The following is a 20545-nucleotide window of genomic DNA, read 5'->3' as shown; positions in this document are numbered from 1 at the left end:
AGAGTATAAATGGCAGATAAAGAAGATATAGTTCTTGAAAAACCCGAAGATACTTTAAATGAACCAAGACTTGATGAAAGTTTGGGTGAATTTAAAGGGCAGGAAGGTCAGGCTCCTGAGGATGAAGAATTTGCATCTTTACCAGAGGAATTGCCTAGGGAAAATAGTGATGGCGGTTTTAAATTTACAAGAGAAAGCGCACCGGAGGAATCATCGACTTTTGAAGAGGTGAAAGAAGATGAGCCTACTCCGTGGTATAAAGATCGTAAATTTATGTCTCTTGTGGGCTTGTCTTTGGGAATCATTTGTATTTTGGTATTTACTTTATTTTATTTAACTTTTAATGAAGGGAAGGTTAAGCCCGATATTATCGCATCAAAGCCTATTGAACAGCCTGTGGTTATGCCTGATGAATCCTATAATTATAATGATATGACAAGAGTTGATGGGATGATACAAAAGGCAAATGCGCTTTATTTAAAGGGTGAAGTGGAGCAAGCTTTGAAGGTTTATGAGCAAATTGCCGTTTATAATGAATCTTTGTCTAATTATAACCTAGGGGTTTCTCAAATGAATGAGGGTAAATTTGATGAAGCCTTTGATAGTTTTAAAAAGGCAATAGCTAATGGAGAAAATCAAAGTGTGGCAGCTATTAATGCTGCTGTTTGCGCTTTAAAGCTTAATGATAAGGAAAAATTTAAATATTATATAGATTTAGCGCAAGTTTATCTTCCTAAAGAAGGAAAATCTAAATTGTATGATTATTATTTGGCTTTAATTAATTATTATAAGGGTTATTATCCCGAAGCTTTGCAAATGCTTCAACGCGTAAATTCGGAACCTTACACAGATGTAGCTAAATATTTATCCGCTAAAATTTATGCAAAGATGGATTTTGATGCAAAATCTGTTCAACAATTAAATACTCAAGGAAGTTTTGAACCTAGCCTTTCTTTGGGACTTTTATATGCAAGAATGGGAGAATACGATAAGGCTAAAATAGCCTTAAATACTGCAATGAAGATCGAAAGAGATTTCAATCAAAGTCTTTCAGCTTTAACTTTAGTTGATATTAAAACAGGAGATTTTCAAGATATGTTATTGCGTTTGCAGGATACATATAGAAATGATGAAGATAAGTATAAAATTTTAGATAGATATAAGATCAAAGTTCGTTTAAATAAAGAACTCTTCAATATAGCCATAGCGCAGAGAAATTTTTCCAATGACATCCTAAAAAAACAAAAAGATCAGTTTGATTTACTTTTTTATTTTGCGCCTTATCAAGTTTTTGACTCAAAACAAGCATCACTTTATATAAAAAAAGCCAATATTACAAATTTTGTAGATGATAGTTCAGATGGTCAAAGCTATTTGGCTAGGAGTCAAGCCTTATCTTCAACTAATGTAAAAATTTCTAACATTATCAATGATGCATTAAATCAAAAATTAAGACTTGCAAATAAAGAATTCCAAGCTTTATTGGAAGATTATCCTGAACATAGTATTTTACAATACAATCTTGCTTTAACTTATGCACAAATGCAAAATTATGAACTTGCTTATAAGCATTTTTCTAGCTCTTATCATTTAAATCCTAAAAATTATTTAGCCGGTGCTTTTGCGATGTTTTGCGGAAAATTAAGTGATAATGATACAACCAAACTTTATCATGAAATTCTTGATAATATTGCAGCAGATTCAAATTTTAAAGCCAATATGCAAAAAAATATGCTATTTTTAGCTAATGGTGATTATATTTCTATGTTGCCTTATTTGGATGAGAATGGACAAAAAACACCCTTAAATCTTATTTTTGAAACTATTATTGCAAAAAATAATAATCTTAACAATCAAGTAGATGTAAGAATTGCCAAATTAAGATCAGAACTTCCGCAAGATATTGTGGCAAATATTTTGTATTTTAATTCTTTAAATTCGAATTTGAATATTAAAGAATATGCTCAAAATGCCCAAATTCATTTTAAGAATTTGCAAGTTGATTACCGCAGTGTTTTTGGAGGTTCAAATATTGCTAGGGAATTGTATGTTAATTTAATGCATATTGCAGGATTGTTAAATTTAGAAAGACAAAAATTTAAAACCTTGATTAATACCTCTAAGGTTAAAGATGAGGGTATGATACAAACTTTAGCTTATTTGGATATTTTTGCGCAGCAGTATGAGGAATCTTATGCTTTGTATAATACTCTAATCGATGAATATGGAGCAAAGGATTCTAGGACTTTGTTTTTAGCTTCTGTAGCTGCTGTGGGTGCGAATAATCCAAACTCAGCCATTGCTCTTTTGCAACTTTCAAAACTCACAGATAAGAATAATAAAGAAAGTAAGGTAGCTTTAGGTTTGCTTTATCAAGAAGTAGGTAATTACGAAGCGGCAATGACGCAGTATAGAACTTTGCCTAATGATTTTAAGAGTGAATTTTTTACTTTTGATATTAAAAATCAATAAGGTGCTTGGTATAGTCCAAACACCTTTGTCATGCTTTAAGGTCTAAAGTTTTTCCACCAAGTTCATCGATACGATCGCTAACTTTTTTTATTGTAGCTTCGATTGTATCTTGGCTGATTTGAGGAAGCTCTCCGCCCCAAATTTTTTCTGCTTGCTCAAACCCTTGTTTTATACCTTCTAGTCCCTTTTTAAGCTTTTCAACATCGTTTCCAGCACCTTTGATGACAAAATCAGCAATGCGATTTGCTGTATTGTCAATACCAAAAAATCCCTCTTCACTGATGAGCTGATTGAGTTCATCAGTATTCATTGTAAGTGGATTTTTTCCATTATAACCTAAAGATGCAAAGTCAATATCTGAAAGCATAGACTTTACAGAATTTAAATCATTGCCTCCCAAAAGATCATTAATTCCAGCTTGAGCATTGCTTGTGTTTAAAACAGTACTCATGGTTTGTTGCTGAAATTGCACAAGATAAATTTGACTAATACCCTTACCGCCAAGTGCATTGAGTTTGTCTAGGATATCTTGATTTGAATTGGCACTTTGAACATTTGTGTCTTTTGTATTCTCTGTAGCGTTACCATCTGCCTTCTTATTGCTAACTTGAGCTTGTGCCATACTAGCGACATTTGAAAAAGTATTGATTTGCATTTCTGCTCCTTTTTATAATGAGGCTAATTGTATATCGACTATTTTTAATTAAATTTTAGAAGTGGATTTAAATAGACTTAAAAATTTAAGTCTATTTAAGATAGTAAGCAATTTGCTCTTTTGCAAGTATGCGTATAAGATTGCTTGTGCCTTCTACTCCAGTTGGAAAGCCTGCAGTGAGCAAATAGCACTTCTCTTTATTCATAAAACCTTTTTCAACGCTAGATTTTACAGAATCTCTAAGTAAATCCGTTAAATCCTCGCTTTTATTAACCAAAATGGCAGGATTGACACCCCAAACTATACTTAAAGAATTCAATGTTTTTTCAGAATGAGCCACTGCTATAATCTCCATATCTGGACGATATCTTGAAATTTTAATAGCGGATTTTCCACTACTAGTCAAGGAAAAAATAGCATCAGCATTAAGATCTGTTGCAAGATGGGCTGAAGAGCGCATGATTTTATCTGTATTGTCAAGATTTTCAAATTCATTAAATTTGTTATAAGGATAGCGCTTTTCAGTTTCTATGATGGTTTGACACATGACATCAACTGCATTGGCTGGATCTATACCTACCGCACTTTCTTCGCTAAGCATTACAGCATCTGTCCCATCTAAAACAGCATTAGCAACATCTGAAATTTCGGCTCTTGTAGCAGTTTTGCTTTTTGCAAGAGAAAAAAGCATTTGTGTAGCTGTTATAACAGGTTTTGAAGCATTATTGGCTTTGTGAATAATTGCTTTTTGTATATTAGGTACTTTATAGTAAGGAACTTCTATACCAAGATCTCCACGCGCGACCATTATACCATCACTAGATGCTATAATTTCATCTATATTTTCAACTGCGTCAAATTTTTCTATTTTTGCAAATATAGAAATTTTAGCATTATTTTGAGCTAAAATTTCACGAACTTCATCAATATCATGAGCATTTTGAACAAAAGAAATAGCTAGGAAATCTACTTCATTTTCTATACCCCAAAGTAAGTCTTTTTTATCTTTTTGTGTGATAACATCAATATTGATTTTAGTATTTGGAAAATTAATACCCTTGTTTGAATTTAAAAAACCATCATTTTCTATGAGAGTTTCAATTTTTTCACTATCTTTAGCAGTCACTTTTGCCCTGATTGAACCATCATATAAATAGACATATTCGTCTAATTTTAGCATATTTAAAATTTCGCTTTGATTGATGCTAAGTTTATAATGATTTGGAGCAATTTGTTCGCCTATGATTTTTTCATAATAAAAATCAAGTCTATCACCTTTTTTAAGCTCAAAAGGAGTTTTCAGCTCTCCTGTGCGAATTTTTGGCCCGCTTATATCTTGTAAAATTCCTACGCGAGTGTTAAGTTCTCTTGAAACTTTGCGTATGGTTTCAAGATTGTTTTTGTGGTATTCATGTGTTCCATGAGAGAAATTTAAACGAAAAACATTTACGCCATTGATTATCATCTGGCGTAAAACATCTTCCTTTTCGCTTGCTGGCCCAACTGTAGCTACAATTTTAGTTTTTTTTAGCACGCTGTTCTCCTTTTTTTGTTTAATTATAATCAAACTTTGGAAACAAAAAGACTACAATAATTCTGAAGCAAATTTATCCTCATCAAATTTAGCTCCTAAATACTCGCACATAAGCTTAGCATCTCTTTCAGCATTGCCTAAACAGCTTGTTGCTCCAGGACTTGGAGTCATATTAAAAATAATTCCGGGAGTTTCGGTAATGCTTGCTTCACCTAGCATTAATTCTCCTCTAGTTTTATCAATGACTTGAGGACGCACTCCCCCAAAGCCTTTTGCATAATAAATATCACTTGTTTTTAAGCTAGGGACTATTTTTTTGGCATCTTTTACAAATAAACCTTTATCAATAAAAGGTAATTCAAAAAGATAGTTATAAAGTATATAATTTCTAATCGTTGGATCTTTAAACATACTAAAAGTAACCTTTAAGACGGTTTTGTCAAGTTTTAAGGCTTCAAAGAATTCAGGGACAGATTTTAAACCATGGTAGCGTTCAAGTTTTGGAATAACTAGGGCAGTAGGGCCAAAACGAGTATTCATATCTGCAAGCAAGTCAGGATCTCCATGAAGAGCTGCAAAAGGTAGTTTTGGATTTTGTACCATATAGACTTTACCATTGAGTAGTTTTTGTTTGGTTAAATAAAAGCTTCCCGCTACAGGCCAACAAGATTTATCCATACCCAAATTCATTTTATGTGCTAGATACAAAGAATGTGCACCAGCATTTACAACTACAGCCTTAGAACGGTATTCTTGATAAGTGTTTGTTTTCAAGATAAAAATATCATCTTTTTTCTCTATATGAACAATTTCTTGATTGAAAGCTACAAAGGTATTTTTGCCTTGTTTTTGTCCTTGTTCAACCAAACTTGCACTCATTTTTCCAAAATCTACTGTAGTAAAAACTTCTCCAGCTTCGACTCCCATAGCACAGATATTTTCAGGTCTATCATCTCTGCCATTTTCTCCAAGAGCTACTTTAGGCTCAATTTGTTTAATTTTATCTTTATTAAAAAATTTCATATAAGGATAAAGTTCGCCAAATTCTTCATGGCGTTTTTTCATGTATTCGCATTCTGAATCACCAACAGCCAAGGCCATTTTTTGATGAGAAAACATAAATTGATTTTGAGCATTTTGCAAAAGCCCGTATTTTACTATCATATCAGCAGTTCTTTTAACTTTTTTAGCTTTTTCTAGAGTATAGTTTGTTTCGATATCTCCACAATGAATAGTTTGAGAATTGCTTGTTCCTTTAGAATTTAATGTTGCAGGAGCATGATATTTTTCTATTAAAGCAATATTTTTAATATCAGTATATCTTGCAAGCTCGTAAAATAGAGCTGCTCCAGAAATTCCTGCTCCGATGACAATTACATCGAATTCTTGTTGAGTCATTTTTTTTCCTTTTTTTGCTTCTAGTAAAGTTAATTTTTCTAAATAAAAGTGTAATCCAATTTATTTTATAAAAAGTTAAATTTGATTGAAGAATATACAGAATGAGAATTTTTGTAACATTACAAATTAAAAAAGTAGATTCGGATTTTCTTGTATAATCTTCTTCATTCCTCTAAAGATGAGAAGTTTATCGTAAATAGCATAATCAAAATAATTTGCTAAAAACTGCCCATCTCCACCTGTAAAATAAAGTTTTTTATTTTGCGCAGCATCTTTTATAAGCAAATAAATACTTTTAAACACTCCATAACTTAGAGCATCGCTTGTTTTTTGCGGGAAGGCATCAAGACTGATTTGGGTATTAAACTCATGTTTTAATCTAGGAGAAATATGAGCATAAATTTTTCTATAATTAGCAATACCCGGTAAGATGAAACCTCCTAAATGTATGGAATTTGATACTATATCTACCGTAATTGCACTGCCAGCATCTACCACAACTCCATCTTCTATAGTGTAACAAGCTGCGATTCGATCTACACCCAAGCCTTGATAAATGGTATCAAATACAAAATAAGGCTCAAGATTTATAAAGTTTTTGCGTGCTTTTAAATGTTCTTTAATGTGCTCATTAACATTGATATAAAAAATTTTTTGTTCACTTTTAAATTCTAAAAATTGTTCTATATTAAGGGTAAAAAATTTATTATCATCTAAAAAACTAGCATTGGAATTGCCAATATCACAAAATAGCATGAATATGAAATCCTTTTTCTTCAAGGTAATGTTTTGCCTTTGAGCACAGAGGGCTTTTAGTAAAAAAATATTTGTATTTTAGATCAAAATCATTGGCTAAGTTGTTTATAAATATAGCATCTTTGTTGATAAATCTTGCTTTTCCTGTGTATATTAAAAGTAAATTTTCATCATTCAAAGCACAAAGATAAGTTTTCTTTTTTGTTAAATTTGTTAAATCAAAAGGTTTTAAATTCAGCTTTAAAACCTTCATTGCTTCATTTAAAATATTCATAATAAATCTAAAATTTTATCTCCATAATAAAACTTTCCATTGCCCATAAAAGATATTTTTTCAACTGCGTTTGGAAGTTCAAAGATTTGAATATTTTCAAGATTGAGATCACATTTGATTAAATAGCCTGTTTTCTCAAAAGCGTAAAGATGGTCATTGTGTATGCTAACTTTTGTAAAGATAGCAAAATCAAATTTTTTCTCTGTGATTTTTCTTAGATTATAGTCTGTTTTTATGATGTTGCCATTTTTTTCTAATATAAATAGCGCATTGCTATCTAGTGCAATATCTTTAATATCAGCATCCAAGTAAAGAGTTCTAGCAGGGCTTACTACTATAACTTTTTTAGCTGTTGCAGCTATCATTTTATCATCATTTATATCAAGGTGAATGACATTGTTAAAAAAACTTTCTGCTGAAATCACAACATCTTTGACAACTTCAAAAGTATTTTTTGATACGATTGTAATTTTCCCATCTAAAGTTGGATAAATAATGATATTGTCTAAAAAGATAGGATTTGCAACGCGACTATCTTGTGCGGGTGCAGGTGTTAGGTTTTGGCTGAATTTTATACCTAGAGAGCGATTGGCTAAAACAATGCTATTGTTTGCTAAAACAAGTGCTAAATCATCTCCATGTAAAGCTACTCCAAGAACTGCAGCATCAAATTTGTAAGAATAAACTTCATCATGAGAACTATTGTAAATTTTTAAATTTCCATTATCATCTGCTTCGATAAATTCACCCTCTTGATATGCTAAAAGTATATAGCCCTTATCTAGTTTAAAATCTTCAATTATTGCATCATTTTTTAAAATTACTTGATTGTTTTTGAGTTTTGCCGAAATTGTATTCCAATCCACAATACTAGATTTTAAGCTATCGTTAGAACTTAGCTTTCCATCGGTTTGTGAAGGTTCAAAGTATTGTCTTTTAGTTCCACAAGCGCAAAGAAAAATAAGACAAAATGAGATTAAAAAAAACTGTCTCATCGGGAAATGCCTTGATAGTGTTTTAGATTTTTAGCAATCTGGCTTAGGGCTGAGTCATCTTTAATTTGAGAAAGTAAAATATTAGCTTGTTCGATTTTTCCCTCTCCTAAAAGTCTATAAGCTTGTAAAATTTTATCGTAATTTTTTAAAAATATCGATTTTTCTCCTAGAGGAAGAGAAATAATATTTTTAAGCAAATGATTTGCATCAGAATTGCTACTTAAGCTTTGCAACTGACTTTTAATCTCGGTATTGTTGATATCTTTTGCTAATTCTTTCATTAGAAAAATTGCATAAAGATTAGCATTTTTATTTTTAAGTTGTTCAAGAAGTGCTTGATCGTTTGGGTTGTTTAATAAACTTGTGTAAATTTTATTGCTTTCTTCGATATTGTATTGTTCGATTTTACCACTGATAAAGCTTATAGTAAACCAAATAATCAAAATTGCTATAAGTGCAAATATATATAATTTATATTTTTTTATAAATCTCTCACCTTTGATAAAATTTTCAATGAATTGTTCTTCGGTATTGATTTCTGCTTTTACGGCTTTTAAATTATCTTTTAATCCCAAAATTTATCCTTGTAATTTTTAATTTTAAAAAACTGCAGTATTGTATCATATAAATTACAAAATATCCTAAACAATTTAAAGCTTTTTATGATATAATTTTAAAAATTGACTTTATTTTAGTAAGGTTTAAGATGCAAATAGATGAAAAATTGCTTAGCAAGCTTGAAAAACTAAGTGCTTTACAAATTGAAGAAGAAAAAAGAAGTGAAGTGATTTGCGAACTTAGTGAGATTGTGAATTTTGTTGAGAAGTTAAATGAATTAGATTTAAGTTCTTCAGAAGTTACAATCAGCACCATTAAAGGTGGAGCACCTTTTAGAAGTGATAGTGTTAATAGTAGCAATGTAGTAGAAACGGTTTTAAATCATGCCCCAAAAAGCAATGATCATTTTTTCATTGTTCCTAAAATCATTGAGTGATTAATCTAGTGTTTAGTTCTTGTTTATATAATTTATAATTTTAAGTGATTTTTAAATGCTTTGGTAAGGTGAATTAAAATATGGAATTTTACTGGTTTGATGCTTTTATTTTAGGTTTTACTCTACTTTTAGGTCTTAAGGGTATTGTAAGTGGTTTGATTAAAGAAGTATTTGGTTTGCTCGGGATTATCGGTGGTGTTTTTATTGCTTCAAAATACGCTTCGCAAGCTGCAGAATTTATTCAAAATACTTTCTATAAGATAGAAAATCAAAGTTTGGCTAATTTTGCAGGATTTTTAGCAATTTTAATTATTTTTTGGATAATTTGTCTCGTGCTTGGCAATTTTATTTCTAAATTGGTTAAATTAAGCGGTTTGGGATTTTTAGATCGTTTGGGAGGGTTTATTTTTGGAGGTGCAAAAGTATTTTTAATTTTTGCAATTTTAGTTTTTTGTGTGGCGCGTATTGATTTTTTAAATGATAAATTAAATCAATTTGCCCAAAATAGTTTTACTTTAACTCCTCTTAAAAATATAGGATCATTTATAATGAATCAGTCTCTAACAACAAGTAGTTTGGGTCAAATTGATCAAAATTTGCAAGATATTAGAGATGATTTAAGTACTACTCAAGGAGAATAAAATATGTTGATTGAGAATGTAGAATACGATGTATTACTAGAAAGATTTAAGAAAATTTTACGACAAGGTGGTCTTAAATATACCAAACAAAGAGAAATCTTACTCAAAACCTTATATCATAGTGATACACATTATACTCCTGAAAGTTTATATATGGAGATTAAACAAGCAGAACCGGATTTGAATGTAGGTATTGCTACGGTTTATAGGACTTTAAATTTGCTTGAAGAAGCAGAAATGGTTACTTCTATATCATTTGGTTCGGCTGGAAAAAAATACGAGCTTGCCAATAAACCACACCATGATCATATGATTTGTAAAAATTGTGGAAAAATTATAGAATTTGAAAATCCTATCATTGAAAGACAGCAAGCCTTGATTGCTAAAGAGCATGGATTTAAACTTACGGGACATTTAATGCAACTTTATGGTGTGTGTAATAATTGTAATCAAAAAGCTAAGGTAAAAATTTAATGTTTGACAATATTTTAGAACAACAAAGAATTCAAAAGGCTAATGAGCTTAAAAACGCAGGAGTAAATCCTTATCCACATTTTTTAGTTAAAGAACTTTCTCTAGCAGATTTTAAAAAGAAATTTAGCTATATTTTTGATACTGAAAATAAACGCGATGAAAGTATCTCTTCTGTCATTTCTGGACGCTTAAAGCTTCTTAGAATTGCTGGTAAATCTATATTTGCTAATATAGAAGATGAGAATGAGAATTTGCAAATTTATTTTAGTAAAGATTCTTTAGGTGAGGAAAAATTTAATTTATTCAAAAAAAATCTTGAAGTGGGTGATATCATCCTTGCAAAAGGCTTCCCTTTTGTTACTAAAACGGGAGAGTTTAGCTTGCACGCAAGTGAGATCACTTTAGCAACTAAATCAATAGTACCTTTGCCTGAAAAATACCATGGACTTACAGATATAGAACAAAGATATCGTAAGCGTTATGTAGATATGATTATGAATGCAGAGGTTAGAAAAGATTTTCTGACTCGTTCTAAAGTTGTAAGTTTGATTCGTCATTTTTTTGAAGAAAAAGGCTTTTTAGAGGTTGAAACTCCTATGATGCACCCCATTGCAGGTGGTGCAAATGCTAAACCTTTTGTAACTTTTCATAATTCTTTAGGGGTTGAGAGATTTTTAAGAATTGCACCTGAGCTTTATTTAAAAAGACTTGTAGTGGGTGGTTTTGAGGCAGTTTTTGAAATCAATCGTTGTTTTAGAAATGAAGGAATGGATCTTACTCATAACCCTGAATTTACTACAATTGAGTTTTATTGGGCTTATCATAATTATAAAGATTTAATGGATCTTACTGAAGAACTTTTTGCCTTACTTTTAGAAAAATTGCAATTAGGAAAAATCATAGAATTTGATGGACAAAAAATCGATTTTTCCAAACCTTTTGAGAGAATTACTTATAAAGATGCGCTTAAAAAGTATGGTGCTTTAAGCGATGAAATTATTGAAAATAAAGATAAGATTTTAGAGAAATTAAAAAAAGATGGCTTTGAAGCAAATGATAAGCTTGACTTAGGGCATTTGCAAGCCGAGCTTTTCGATAATTATGTAGAAAGTAAACTTATTGATCCTACTTTTATCACAGATTTTCCAATATCTATTAGCCCACTTTCTCGTCGTAGTGACAAAAATTCTGAGATAGCAGAGCGCTTTGAGCTTTTTGTGTGTGGTAGAGAATTAGCCAATGGTTTTAACGAATTAAATGATCCTTTAGATCAATATGAAAGATTTTTAAAACAAATTGAGGCTAAAAATGCAGGTGATGAAGAAGCGTGTGAAATGGATGAAGATTTTGTAAATGCTCTAGGATATGGTATGCCACCAACAGCAGGACAAGGTATAGGAATAGATAGATTGGTGATGCTTTTAACAAATAAAAAATCTATTCGAGATGTGATATTGTTTCCAGCTATGAGGCCATTGAAATCAGAATTAAAGGAGGATAAAGAATGAGTTTAGAGCAGTTTGATAAGGAAATTTTTGATTTAACTAACCAAGAGTTAGTGCGCCAGTGCGAAGGTCTTGAAATGATAGCAAGTGAGAATTTCACTTTGCCTGAAGTAATGGAAGTAATGGGAAGTGTTTTAACTAACAAATATGCAGAAGGTTATCCAGGTAAGAGATATTATGGAGGCTGTGAATTTGTAGATGAAATCGAAAATTTAGCTATAGAAAGATGTAAAAAACTTTTTAATTGTAGTTTTGCAAATGTGCAACCTAATTCAGGTTCTCAAGCTAATCAAGGCGTTTATGCTGCACTTTTAAATCCAGGTGATAAAATTTTAGGAATGGATTTAAGTCATGGTGGACATTTAACACATGGTGCAAAAGTAAACTCATCGGGAAAAATGTATGAGAGCTTTTTTTATGGTGTAGAGCTTGATGGAAGGATAAACTATGAAAAAGTTAGGGAAATTGCTCATATTGTAAAACCAAAGCTTATCGTGTGCGGTGCGAGTGCTTATGCTCGTATTATTGACTTTTCAAAATTTAGAGAGATTGCGGATGAAGTTGGAGCTTATCTTTTTGCAGACATTGCACACATTGCTGGACTTGTTGTAGCAGGTGAGCATCCAAGTCCATTTCCTCATGCTCATGTAGTAAGCTCTACAACCCACAAAACCTTACGTGGTCCAAGAGGCGGTATCATCATGACTAATGATGAAGAGCTTGCTAAAAAAATTAATTCAGCTATTTTTCCAGGTATCCAAGGTGGACCATTGATGCATGTTATTGCAGCTAAAGCCGTGGGATTTAAATTTAATCTTAGTGAAGAATGGAAAATTTATGCTAAGCAAGTAAGAAGCAATGCGCAAGCTTTAGCTAAAGTTTTAATGGATAGAAAGTATAAGCTTGTAAGTGATGGAACAGATAATCATCTTGTATTGATGAGCTTTTTAGAGCGTGAATTTAGCGGAAAAGATGCGGATTTGGCTTTGGGTAATGCAGGAATTACAGCAAATAAAAATACCGTGCCTGGCGAAACTAGAAGCCCATTTGTAACAAGTGGATTAAGATTAGGAACGCCTGCCCTTACGGCTAGAGGTTTTAAAGAAAATGAAATTCAAATAGTTGCTAACTATATAGCTGATATTTTAGATGATATTCAAAATACTCATTTGCAAAAAGAAATTAAGGAAAAACTCAAAACCCTTGCAAGTAATTTTATAATCTATGAAAAGGCAATGTTTTGATTTCACCTATGGATCTGTCGCTGATTAAAATAATTAGCGACCATTATTATATACGACGCGATAAGATTATGAAAAAAATAACACATCGAGGTCGTTTATTTTTTGATAAATTTGAAAGGATTGATGCTCCTTTAAATTTAAATATCATGAGAGAACATGCAGCGAAGAAAATCGTTGTTGCTCATGATTTGATCACCAAAGACAATAAAGTAGAAAATATTGTTTTTGATTATAATGGTTTTAATGCTGAAAGATTTTATCATCGTGCGCAGCTTATTTTGCGTGAAGAAGGTTTTATAAATTTTACAGCTTACAAAACAAAGACTCCAGGTCATTTACATCTTTATATTCACAAAGGTCACACTGCGTTAAACGAAGGTTATTCTTTAGCGTCTAAACTTTCAATGATGTTTGCAAGTAAAATGCCAGTTGAATGGAAGGTGTTTCCAAGTATGGATATTCCTAGAGAGTTTAATATATTAATACTACCCTATGAAGTCTATCAAAAAGAACGAGGCAGTTCTTGGTCTAAACATATGTAAGAAAGGAATATTATGGAAAATAATAAAAATGAATTTGATGATATTATTTTGGAAAAAAGTAATAAAAGTGAAAAAATGAAAAAAATTCTCTTACGCGTCATTGCTTTGATAATTTTATTTCTAGTGATTATGATAGTTATGAAACTCATTAATAGTGGTGAAGAAAATACTGAAAATCAAAGTATTTTACCAAGTGAACCCTTAAATATAACGCAAGATAATAATACTGATTCTTTTGAGAGTATGCCAATTACTGAAAATACTTCAGCTGAAGATCAATTTGAAGCTTTAAGAAGACAGATTCAAGGGGAGCAAAATGATAATTCTTTAGCACCAGCTCCTAATGCAAATGATAATATCAATTTAACTATGCCTGATCAAGAAGTGCCTGCTGAGCCAAATACGACAAATTCTGAAAAAGTGGCACCTTTAAATACTACACCTCCTAAGCAGGAAGTAAAACAAGAAAGTAAGCCAAAAGAAGAAGCAAAACAGACTGTCGTAAAAAAAGAACCTGCAAAACAAACACCTAAACAAGAGCCAAAAGCCAATGCTAATGATTTGTTTAAAAATGTAGATGCTAAACCTGTTCATCCAAATGGTCTAGCTTCTGGGATTTATGTTCAGATATTTTCAGTGAGCAATTTAGATCAAAAATCAAGAGAGCTAGCAGCTGTAAAACAAAAAGGCTATGAATATAAGCTTTATAAAACTACAGTAGGTGGAAAAGAAATCACTAAGGTTTTAATAGGACCTTTTGAGAAAGCAAATGTTGCAGCAGAATTAGCTAAAATTAGAAAAGAAGTAGCTAAAGACGCATTTTCTTTCACTTTAAAATGAAATTTTTAGCTGTGATCGGCGATCCCATTTCGCATTCTAAGTCGCCTAGAATTCATAACAATGCCATTCAAGTTCTCAAGCTTGATGGTATTTATACACGCTATCATCTACAAGATTATCATCAATTAAGACAGGATTTTTTTAAATTAAAACTTCAAGGAGCAAATATCACTTTGCCATTTAAAGAAGCAGCTTTGGAAATGGCTGATGTTAAAGATGAGCTTGCTAGTAATATTGGCTCTGCAAATACCTTATGTTTAAAAGATGGAAAAATTTATGCTTACAATACTGATGCCTTAGGTTTTTTAGAAGCTATTAAAGAATTTGAAAGTATTAATAAAGCTTTGATTTTAGGAGCTGGAGGGACTGCGCTTGCTCTAGCATTTGCTTTAAAGCAAAAAGGAGTAGAGGTTTGTGTGGCAAATCGTAGCGAAAAAAGATTTAAGGATTTTACTTTATATAAAACCAGTCTTTATAATGCCTTGGATGATTTTGATTTTGATTTGGTGGTTAATTCAACTTCGGCAGGCTTAAAAGATGATGATCTACCTTGCGATAAAATACTTTTAGATAAAATTTTAAGCAGAGCAAAATTTGCCTTTGATGTCATTTATGGCAAAGAAACCTCTTTTTTAAAATTATGCAAAGAGCATAACTTAAAAGTAAAAGATGGGTTTGATATGCTTTTATGGCAAGCTGTTTTTGCCTTTGAGCTTTTTTTTGATGTCAAAGATAAAAGAGAAAAGATTAAAAATGCCATGCAAGAAGCTCTGAAGTTAGAGTTTTGATTTTTTTGATTTCTCTTAGAAAATATCAAATATAATAAGAGAAATCAAAGTATTATTTACTATTTAGGCTAATCATTCAAAAATGATAACCCCATCTTGATTTTTGTTTGTGTTATTTTCATATTGTATATTTGAATTTGAAGATGTTTGCTCTTGAAAAGAAATATCTTGCGAGCTATTATCCAAATTTTGTTCTTGAGGTAAATTTTCTTCAAATATTGTGTTGGTATCAAAATGATTAAAGCCGCTAGAATCAGTATTGCTATTTGGTACAGTTTTTCCTATATCTGTGGCTTTTGGAAGATTATTATAGAGTGTATTTAAAGTATTTTTATAAAAATGTAAAAAACTTTTATCTATTTCAAAAGCTGGCTTTTCTAGACCTTTATTGAGTTGTGTGGGTACTGTTGAAATAGTAGTTTTAAACATATTTATTCCATCTTTGGTTTTAATAGGGTAATTTAAATCCACCAAGGAGTCAAGTTTGGTATGGCTTGTTAGATTGGTCGAATTTTGAGGGTTGTGCTGATCAATAAAATCAATTTTTCCTTGAAATTTAATTCCTAAATTAGATTTAACAGACTCTCCACTCATAAAATTATTCGATTTTTGTATATTTTTTTCTTCTATAAGAACATTTATCAAACTTTTAAGAGTGTAATCAGGATTTGAAGTTACTATTTTATAGCCCTTAAGCTGTGCTATGGTTTTAAATTGTTCTTCTAAATTTTCTTTTAAAAGAGCCACTTCCTTGTCAATGCGAATTTTAAGTACAGAGTTTTCAAAATAATCTGAATAATTATTATTTTGTTCTATATTTATAGGTTCTAGCATGATTGAAACCCCAGAATCTATAGGCTCTACTTTTGTAGGAGTTTGAGGTTTGAAATTAGGCATTGAAACATGCACAAAATTATTGCTAGCACCACTGCAAGCAGCTAAAAATAAAGCAATAATAAATAAGAAATATTTTTTCATTTTTTAACCTTTAAGATAAGAAATTATGTTTAATTATAGCAAGTTAAAGTTTTTTTGCTATATTTTTACAAAATAAATAATGGAAAAAGTATGGAATTTTGGCAAAATATTTATTCAAATTTTGATGTTGTGGCTTTTAGTGTTTTAGGGTTTAAAGTACATTGGTATGGAATTATGTATGTTTTAGCCTTACTTTTAGCCTTACTTTTAGCGAAATTTTTTGTAAGAAAATTTAAGCTAGATATCGATGAAAAACGCTTAGATAGTTATTTTATTTGGGTGGAAATTGGCGTGATTTTAGGAGCAAGACTTGGATATATTTTAATTTATGATGCACACACTATGTATTATATTACTCATCCTTGGCAAATTTTCAATCCTTATGCAAATGGTGAATTTGTAGGCATTCGTGGTATGAGTTATCATGGTGCGATTATAGGATTTTTGATAGCTACTTTTTTATTTTGTAAAAAATACAAAGAAAATCCTTGGAAATTTCTTGATTTGGTGGCTTTGAGTGTACCTTTAGCTTATGTTTTTGGTCGTATAGGAAATTTTTTAAACCAAGAGCTTTTTGGACGCATTACCGATGTATCTTGGGGTATTTATGTGGAGGGAGTTTTAAGACATCCATCACAACTTTATGAAGCCTTTTTAGAGGGAGTTGTGGTTTTTATTGTTATTTATCTGGTAAAAATGAAACAAAAATTTCAAGGTGAACTTATTCTTGTTTATGCTTGTGTTTATTCTTTGGCGCGTTTTGTATGTGAATTTTATCGTGAACCAGATTTTGGTTTAGGCTTTATTTTTTGGGGTATGAGCATGGGACAAATTTTGAGTTTGCTTATGTTTGTAGCAGCCTTGTTATTTTATATTTGCATAAAGTTTAAAAAAGTAAATATTTAATGTGTATTAAAGGCTATTGTACTATAATGAAGAGATTTTTTAAATTTCTTTCTATAAAGGAGTGAAGATGAGTGAGCTTATCGAAGGGTATTTGGGTAAGAGCATTGATGGCAAAAAAAGTAAAATGCCTGCAAAGTTAGATTTTATCCAAAGTGCTTCTGGGCTTTTTCTAGGTCTTTTCATGTGGGTACATATGGTTTTTGTATCTACTATCTTGGTGAGTAAGGATTTTTTTAATTCCGTTGTCCATTTTTTGGAATTAAAATTCATTTATAACGATCCAATGATGAGTTATATTACCTCGTTTTTAGCTGCCTGTGTTTTGGTGGTGTTTTTTGTGCATGCTTTATTGGCTATGAGAAAATTTCCTATTAATTTTCGCCAATACCAAATTCTTAGAACTCATGCTAAAAAAATGAATCATGGTGATACTTCATTATGGCTTGTTCAAGCATTTACAGGTTTTGTAATGTTTTTCTTAGGCTCTGCGCACTTGATTTTTGTTATCACAAATGGAGATAAAATTTCTGCTGATATGTCAGGTGATAGGGTGATCAATCATTTTATGTGGCTTTTTTATATCGCACTTTTAATCTGTGTGGAATTGCATGGTAGTATAGGGCTTTATAGACTTTGTGTAAAATGGGGCTGGTTTGAAGCAAAAGATGTTAAAGATATTCGCAAAAGTCGTAAAAAACTCAAGATGGCAAAATGGATAATCAGCATTTTCTTCTTGGTTTTAGGAGTTTTAAGTCTTGCAGCATTTGCGAAAATTGGATTTGAAAACTATCAAAGTCAAACAACTGCAATGGTAAAAACTTATAATGGAGCAAATTATGAATATTCAATATAGTGATGCTTTAGTAATAGGCGGAGGTTTGGCAGGCCTTAGAGCTGCAATAGAGGTGGCAAAAAGTGGTCAAAGTGTAACACTTTTAAGTATTTGTCCGGTAAAGCGTTCGCACTCTGCTGCGGTGCAAGGAGGTATGCAAGCTTCTTTAGGAAATGGTGCTAAAGGTGAAGGTGATAACGAAGATTTACACTTTGCAGATACAGTAAAAGGAAGCGACTGGGGTTGTGATCAAGAAGTAGCAAGAATGTTTGCACAAACTGCTCCAAAAGCCGTTCGCGAACTTGCTTCTTGGGGGGTTCCTTGGACTAGGGTAACTAAAGGACCAAGAACAGTTGTTATTAACGCACAAAAAACTGTAATCGAAGAAAGAGAAGAGGCTCATGGACTCATCAATGCTCGTGACTTTGGTGGAACTAAAAAATGGAGAACTTGTTATATAGCTGATGCTACAGGCCACTGTATGCTTTATGGCGTAGCTAATGAAGCTATCAAACATCAGGTAAAAATTATCGATAGAATGGAAGCGGTTAGAGTTATCCATGATGGCAAAAAATGCTTAGGTGTAATTGCAAGGGATTTAACTAATGGGCAACTGATTGCTTATATTGCAAGAGGAACAATGATAGCAACGGGTGGTTATGGTAGAATTTATAAGCAAACCACAAATGCGGTTATCTGTGAAGGAACAGGTGCAGCTATAGCTCTTGAAACAGGACTTTGTAGACTTTCAAATATGGAAGCTGTGCAATTTCACCCAACGCCTATTGTCCCAAGTGGAATTTTACTTACTGAAGGGTGTCGTGGAGATGGTGGAATTTTACGTGATGTGGATGGATATCGTTTCATGCCTGATTATGAACCAGAGAAAAAAGAACTTGCAAGCCGTGATGTGGTAAGTCGTAGAATGATGGAGCATATTAGAAAAGGTAAGGGTGTAAAAAGTCCTTATGGCGATCATTTGTGGCTTGATATTTCCATACTTGGCCGTGCACATGTAGAAAAAAATCTTCGTGATGTGCAAGATATTTGCAAAACTTTCAATGGTATTGATCCTGCTGATGAAGGTCCAAAAGGTTGGGCTCCAGTTTTACCTATGCAGCATTATTCTATGGGTGGCATTAGAACAAAACCTACAGGCGAGAGTCAATGGTTAGATGGTCTTTTTGCTTGTGGCGAGGCAGCGTGTTGGGATATGCACGGATTTAACCGCTTGGGAGGAAATAGCTGTGCTGAAACCGTTGTTGCAGGTATGATTATAGGGGATTATTTTGCAGATTATTGTAAAAATAATGGTGAAGTTATCGATACAAATATAGTAAAAGACTTTTTAACAAAAGAATACCAATATTTAAAATCTTTAGTAGATAAAGAAGGTAAATATTCTGTTTTTGAAATCAAAAATAGAATGAAAGAAATCATGTGGGATAAAGTAGCAATCTTTAGAACAGGTGAAGGCTTAAAAGAAGCTGTTGATGAGCTTGAAAAACTTTATAAAGAATCTCAAAATGTAAAAGTACATTGTAAAGAGCTTGATTGTGCAAACCCTGAGCTAGAAGAAGCTTATAGAGTTCCAAGAATGCTTAAAGTTGCACTTTGTGTAGCTTATGGAGCGTTATTAAGAACTGAAAGTCGTGGGGCGCACTATAGAGAGGATTATCCAAAAAGAGATGATTTGAACTGGATGAAGAGAACTTTAACTTACTGGGTAGAGGGCGAAAGCTTGCCTCGTGTTGAATACGATGAACTTGATATTATGAAAATGGAAATGCCACCTGCATTCCGTGGGTATGGTGCTAAAGGTAATATCATAGAAAATCCTTTAAGTGAAAAGCGTCAAGCTGAAGTTGATGCAATCCGCGAAAAAATGGAAGCTGAAGGTAAAAATCGTCACGAAATTCAGCACGCTTTAATGCCTTATGAATTACAACCAAAATATAAAGCGCTAAATCAAAGAATAGGAGTGGATTATGAGTAGAAAATTAACGATAAAGGCGTTTAAATATAATCCTTTAAGCAAAATTTCAAAACCTCATTTTGTAACTTACGAGCTTGAAGAAACTCCTTTTATGACAGTTTTTGTGTGCTTGACTTTAATCCGCGAAAAAATGGATGCGGATTTGAGTTTTGACTTTGTTTGTCGTGCAGGGATTTGTGGATCTTGTGCAATGATGATTAATGGTGTGCCAAAGCTTGCTTGTAAGACTTTAACAAAAGATTATTCTGATGGAGTTATCGAGCTTATGCCTATGCCTGCATTTAGACATATTAAGGATTTGAGTGTCAATACAGGCGAGTGGTTTGAGGATATGTGTAAGCGTGTTGAAAGTTGGGTACATAATGAAAAAGAAACCGATATTTCAAAAATTGAAGAACGCATAGAACCTGAAGTAGCAGAGGAAACTTTTGAGCTTGATCGTTGTATTGAGTGCGGAATTTGTGTGGCTTCGTGTGCAACTAAGCTTATGCGCCCGAATTTTATCGCAGCAACAGGGCTTTTAAGAACAGCTAGATATTTACAAGATCCGCACGATCATAGAACAGTTGAAGATTTCTATGAATTAGTGGGCGATGATGATGGTGTTTTTGGATGTATGTCTTTATTGGCTTGCGAAGATAATTGTCCTAAAAATTTACCTTTACAAAGCAAAATTGCTTATATGAGAAGACAACTTGTTGCTCAAAGAAATAAATAATAT

The 20545-nt window shown here is 32.0% G+C and carries 21 protein-coding genes; 13 read left to right on the top strand and 8 right to left on the bottom strand.

From position 1 onward, the window contains the following. Window positions 1-9: 9 nt before the first annotated feature. Window positions 10-2472, top strand: a complete 2463-nt coding sequence (gene pflB, locus FOC43_RS05515) for a motility protein PflB (protein ID WP_002778326.1) — start codon at window positions 10-12, stop codon at window positions 2470-2472. Between the two features lie 28 nt (window positions 2473-2500). Here pflB and FOC43_RS05510 read toward each other — a convergent pair whose 3' ends face one another. The 7 genes from FOC43_RS05510 to FOC43_RS05480 all read right to left on the bottom strand — a co-directional run bounded on the left by FOC43_RS05510 (window position 2501) and on the right by FOC43_RS05480 (window position 8659). After that, window positions 2501-3127 (bottom strand): hypothetical protein, encoded by a 627-nt coding sequence (locus FOC43_RS05510; RefSeq protein WP_002780711.1) that lies wholly within the window; start codon window positions 3125-3127, stop codon window positions 2501-2503. Between the two features lie 91 nt (window positions 3128-3218). After that, complete coding sequence (gene pyk, locus FOC43_RS05505) at window positions 3219-4661, bottom strand: pyruvate kinase (protein WP_002780713.1); 1443 nt, start codon at window positions 4659-4661, stop codon at window positions 3219-3221. 51 nt (window positions 4662-4712) lie between these two features. Then, a complete protein-coding gene (locus FOC43_RS05500; protein WP_002778331.1) occupies window positions 4713-6059 on the bottom strand; it encodes an FAD-dependent oxidoreductase in 1347 nt (448 codons plus the stop codon). Window positions 6060-6185: 126 nt separating this feature from the next. Next, complete coding sequence (locus tag FOC43_RS05495) at window positions 6186-6815, bottom strand: type III pantothenate kinase (protein WP_002778333.1); 630 nt, start codon at window positions 6813-6815, stop codon at window positions 6186-6188. Continuing rightward, complete coding sequence (locus FOC43_RS05490) at window positions 6802-7089, bottom strand: hypothetical protein (RefSeq protein WP_002778340.1); 288 nt, start codon at window positions 7087-7089, stop codon at window positions 6802-6804. Before FOC43_RS05490 ends, FOC43_RS05495 begins: the two co-directional genes overlap by 14 nt. Beyond that, entirely contained in the window at window positions 7086-8084 is a 999-nt protein-coding gene (locus tag FOC43_RS05485) for a hypothetical protein (protein WP_002778342.1), read from the bottom strand. The genes FOC43_RS05490 and FOC43_RS05485 overlap by 4 nt, the downstream gene beginning before the upstream one ends. Next, entirely contained in the window at window positions 8081-8659 is a 579-nt protein-coding gene (locus FOC43_RS05480) for a hypothetical protein (protein WP_002778347.1), read from the bottom strand. The genes FOC43_RS05485 and FOC43_RS05480 overlap by 4 nt, the downstream gene beginning before the upstream one ends. A 131-nt stretch (window positions 8660-8790) precedes the next feature. On the opposite strand from FOC43_RS05480, the gene gatC reads away from it, so the two are divergent. From gatC to FOC43_RS05440, 8 genes are all read left to right on the top strand, one after another. Then, entirely contained in the window at window positions 8791-9078 is a 288-nt protein-coding gene (gatC, locus tag FOC43_RS05475; RefSeq protein WP_002778349.1) for an Asp-tRNA(Asn)/Glu-tRNA(Gln) amidotransferase subunit GatC, read from the top strand. 80 nt (window positions 9079-9158) lie between these two features. Further along, window positions 9159-9719, top strand: coding sequence for a CvpA family protein (locus FOC43_RS05470; RefSeq protein WP_002778351.1), 561 nt, complete (start codon window positions 9159-9161; stop codon window positions 9717-9719). A gap of 3 nt (window positions 9720-9722) precedes the next feature. After that, window positions 9723-10193: a Fur family transcriptional regulator gene (locus tag FOC43_RS05465; RefSeq protein WP_002778353.1), complete on the top strand. Its 471-nt coding sequence runs from the start codon at window positions 9723-9725 to the stop codon at window positions 10191-10193. Next, complete coding sequence (gene lysS, locus FOC43_RS05460) at window positions 10193-11701, top strand: lysine--tRNA ligase (RefSeq protein ID WP_002778358.1); 1509 nt, start codon at window positions 10193-10195, stop codon at window positions 11699-11701. The genes FOC43_RS05465 and lysS overlap by 1 nt, the downstream gene beginning before the upstream one ends. Then, on the top strand, window positions 11698-12942 hold the full coding sequence (locus FOC43_RS05455) for a serine hydroxymethyltransferase (protein ID WP_002787535.1): 1245 nt from the start codon (window positions 11698-11700) through the stop codon (window positions 12940-12942). The genes lysS and FOC43_RS05455 overlap by 4 nt, the downstream gene beginning before the upstream one ends. Next, entirely contained in the window at window positions 12939-13484 is a 546-nt protein-coding gene (locus FOC43_RS05450; RefSeq protein ID WP_002778362.1) for a DUF1882 domain-containing protein, read from the top strand. The genes FOC43_RS05455 and FOC43_RS05450 overlap by 4 nt, the downstream gene beginning before the upstream one ends. A 12-nt stretch (window positions 13485-13496) precedes the next feature. Then, on the top strand, window positions 13497-14324 hold the full coding sequence (locus tag FOC43_RS05445) for an SPOR domain-containing protein (protein ID WP_002778371.1): 828 nt from the start codon (window positions 13497-13499) through the stop codon (window positions 14322-14324). Continuing rightward, window positions 14321-15112, top strand: coding sequence for a shikimate dehydrogenase (locus tag FOC43_RS05440; protein WP_002780722.1), 792 nt, complete (start codon window positions 14321-14323; stop codon window positions 15110-15112). The genes FOC43_RS05445 and FOC43_RS05440 overlap by 4 nt, the downstream gene beginning before the upstream one ends. Before the next feature lie 72 nt (window positions 15113-15184). Here the strand turns inward: FOC43_RS05440 and FOC43_RS05435 are convergent, their stop codons facing one another. Next, window positions 15185-16090: a YajG family lipoprotein gene (locus FOC43_RS05435; RefSeq protein WP_002778381.1), complete on the bottom strand. Its 906-nt coding sequence runs from the start codon at window positions 16088-16090 to the stop codon at window positions 15185-15187. Window positions 16091-16180: 90 nt separating this feature from the next. Between FOC43_RS05435 and lgt the strand changes: the two genes are divergently transcribed. From lgt to FOC43_RS05415, 4 genes are all read left to right on the top strand, one after another. After that, on the top strand, window positions 16181-16996 hold the full coding sequence (gene lgt / locus FOC43_RS05430) for a prolipoprotein diacylglyceryl transferase (RefSeq protein ID WP_002778382.1): 816 nt from the start codon (window positions 16181-16183) through the stop codon (window positions 16994-16996). 67 nt (window positions 16997-17063) lie between these two features. Beyond that, the gene (locus FOC43_RS05425; RefSeq protein ID WP_002778384.1) at window positions 17064-17849 is read left to right on the top strand and encodes a fumarate reductase cytochrome b subunit; all 786 of its coding nucleotides are present in this window, start codon (window positions 17064-17066) and stop codon (window positions 17847-17849) included. Further along, window positions 17833-19824 carry a fumarate reductase flavoprotein subunit gene (locus tag FOC43_RS05420; RefSeq protein ID WP_002783123.1) on the top strand — a complete coding sequence of 664 codons (1992 nt, stop codon included), beginning with the start codon at window positions 17833-17835 and terminating at the stop codon, window positions 19822-19824. Before FOC43_RS05425 ends, FOC43_RS05420 begins: the two co-directional genes overlap by 17 nt. Then, window positions 19817-20542 (top strand): fumarate reductase iron-sulfur subunit, encoded by a 726-nt coding sequence (locus tag FOC43_RS05415; RefSeq protein ID WP_002778387.1) that lies wholly within the window; start codon window positions 19817-19819, stop codon window positions 20540-20542. The genes FOC43_RS05420 and FOC43_RS05415 overlap by 8 nt, the downstream gene beginning before the upstream one ends. Window positions 20543-20545 lie beyond the last annotated feature (3 nt).

This window comes from Campylobacter coli (assembly GCF_009730395.1).
GTDB lineage: Bacteria > Campylobacterota > Campylobacteria > Campylobacterales > Campylobacteraceae > Campylobacter_D > Campylobacter_D coli.
This window is presented reverse-complemented; position numbering and strand designations above follow the sequence as displayed.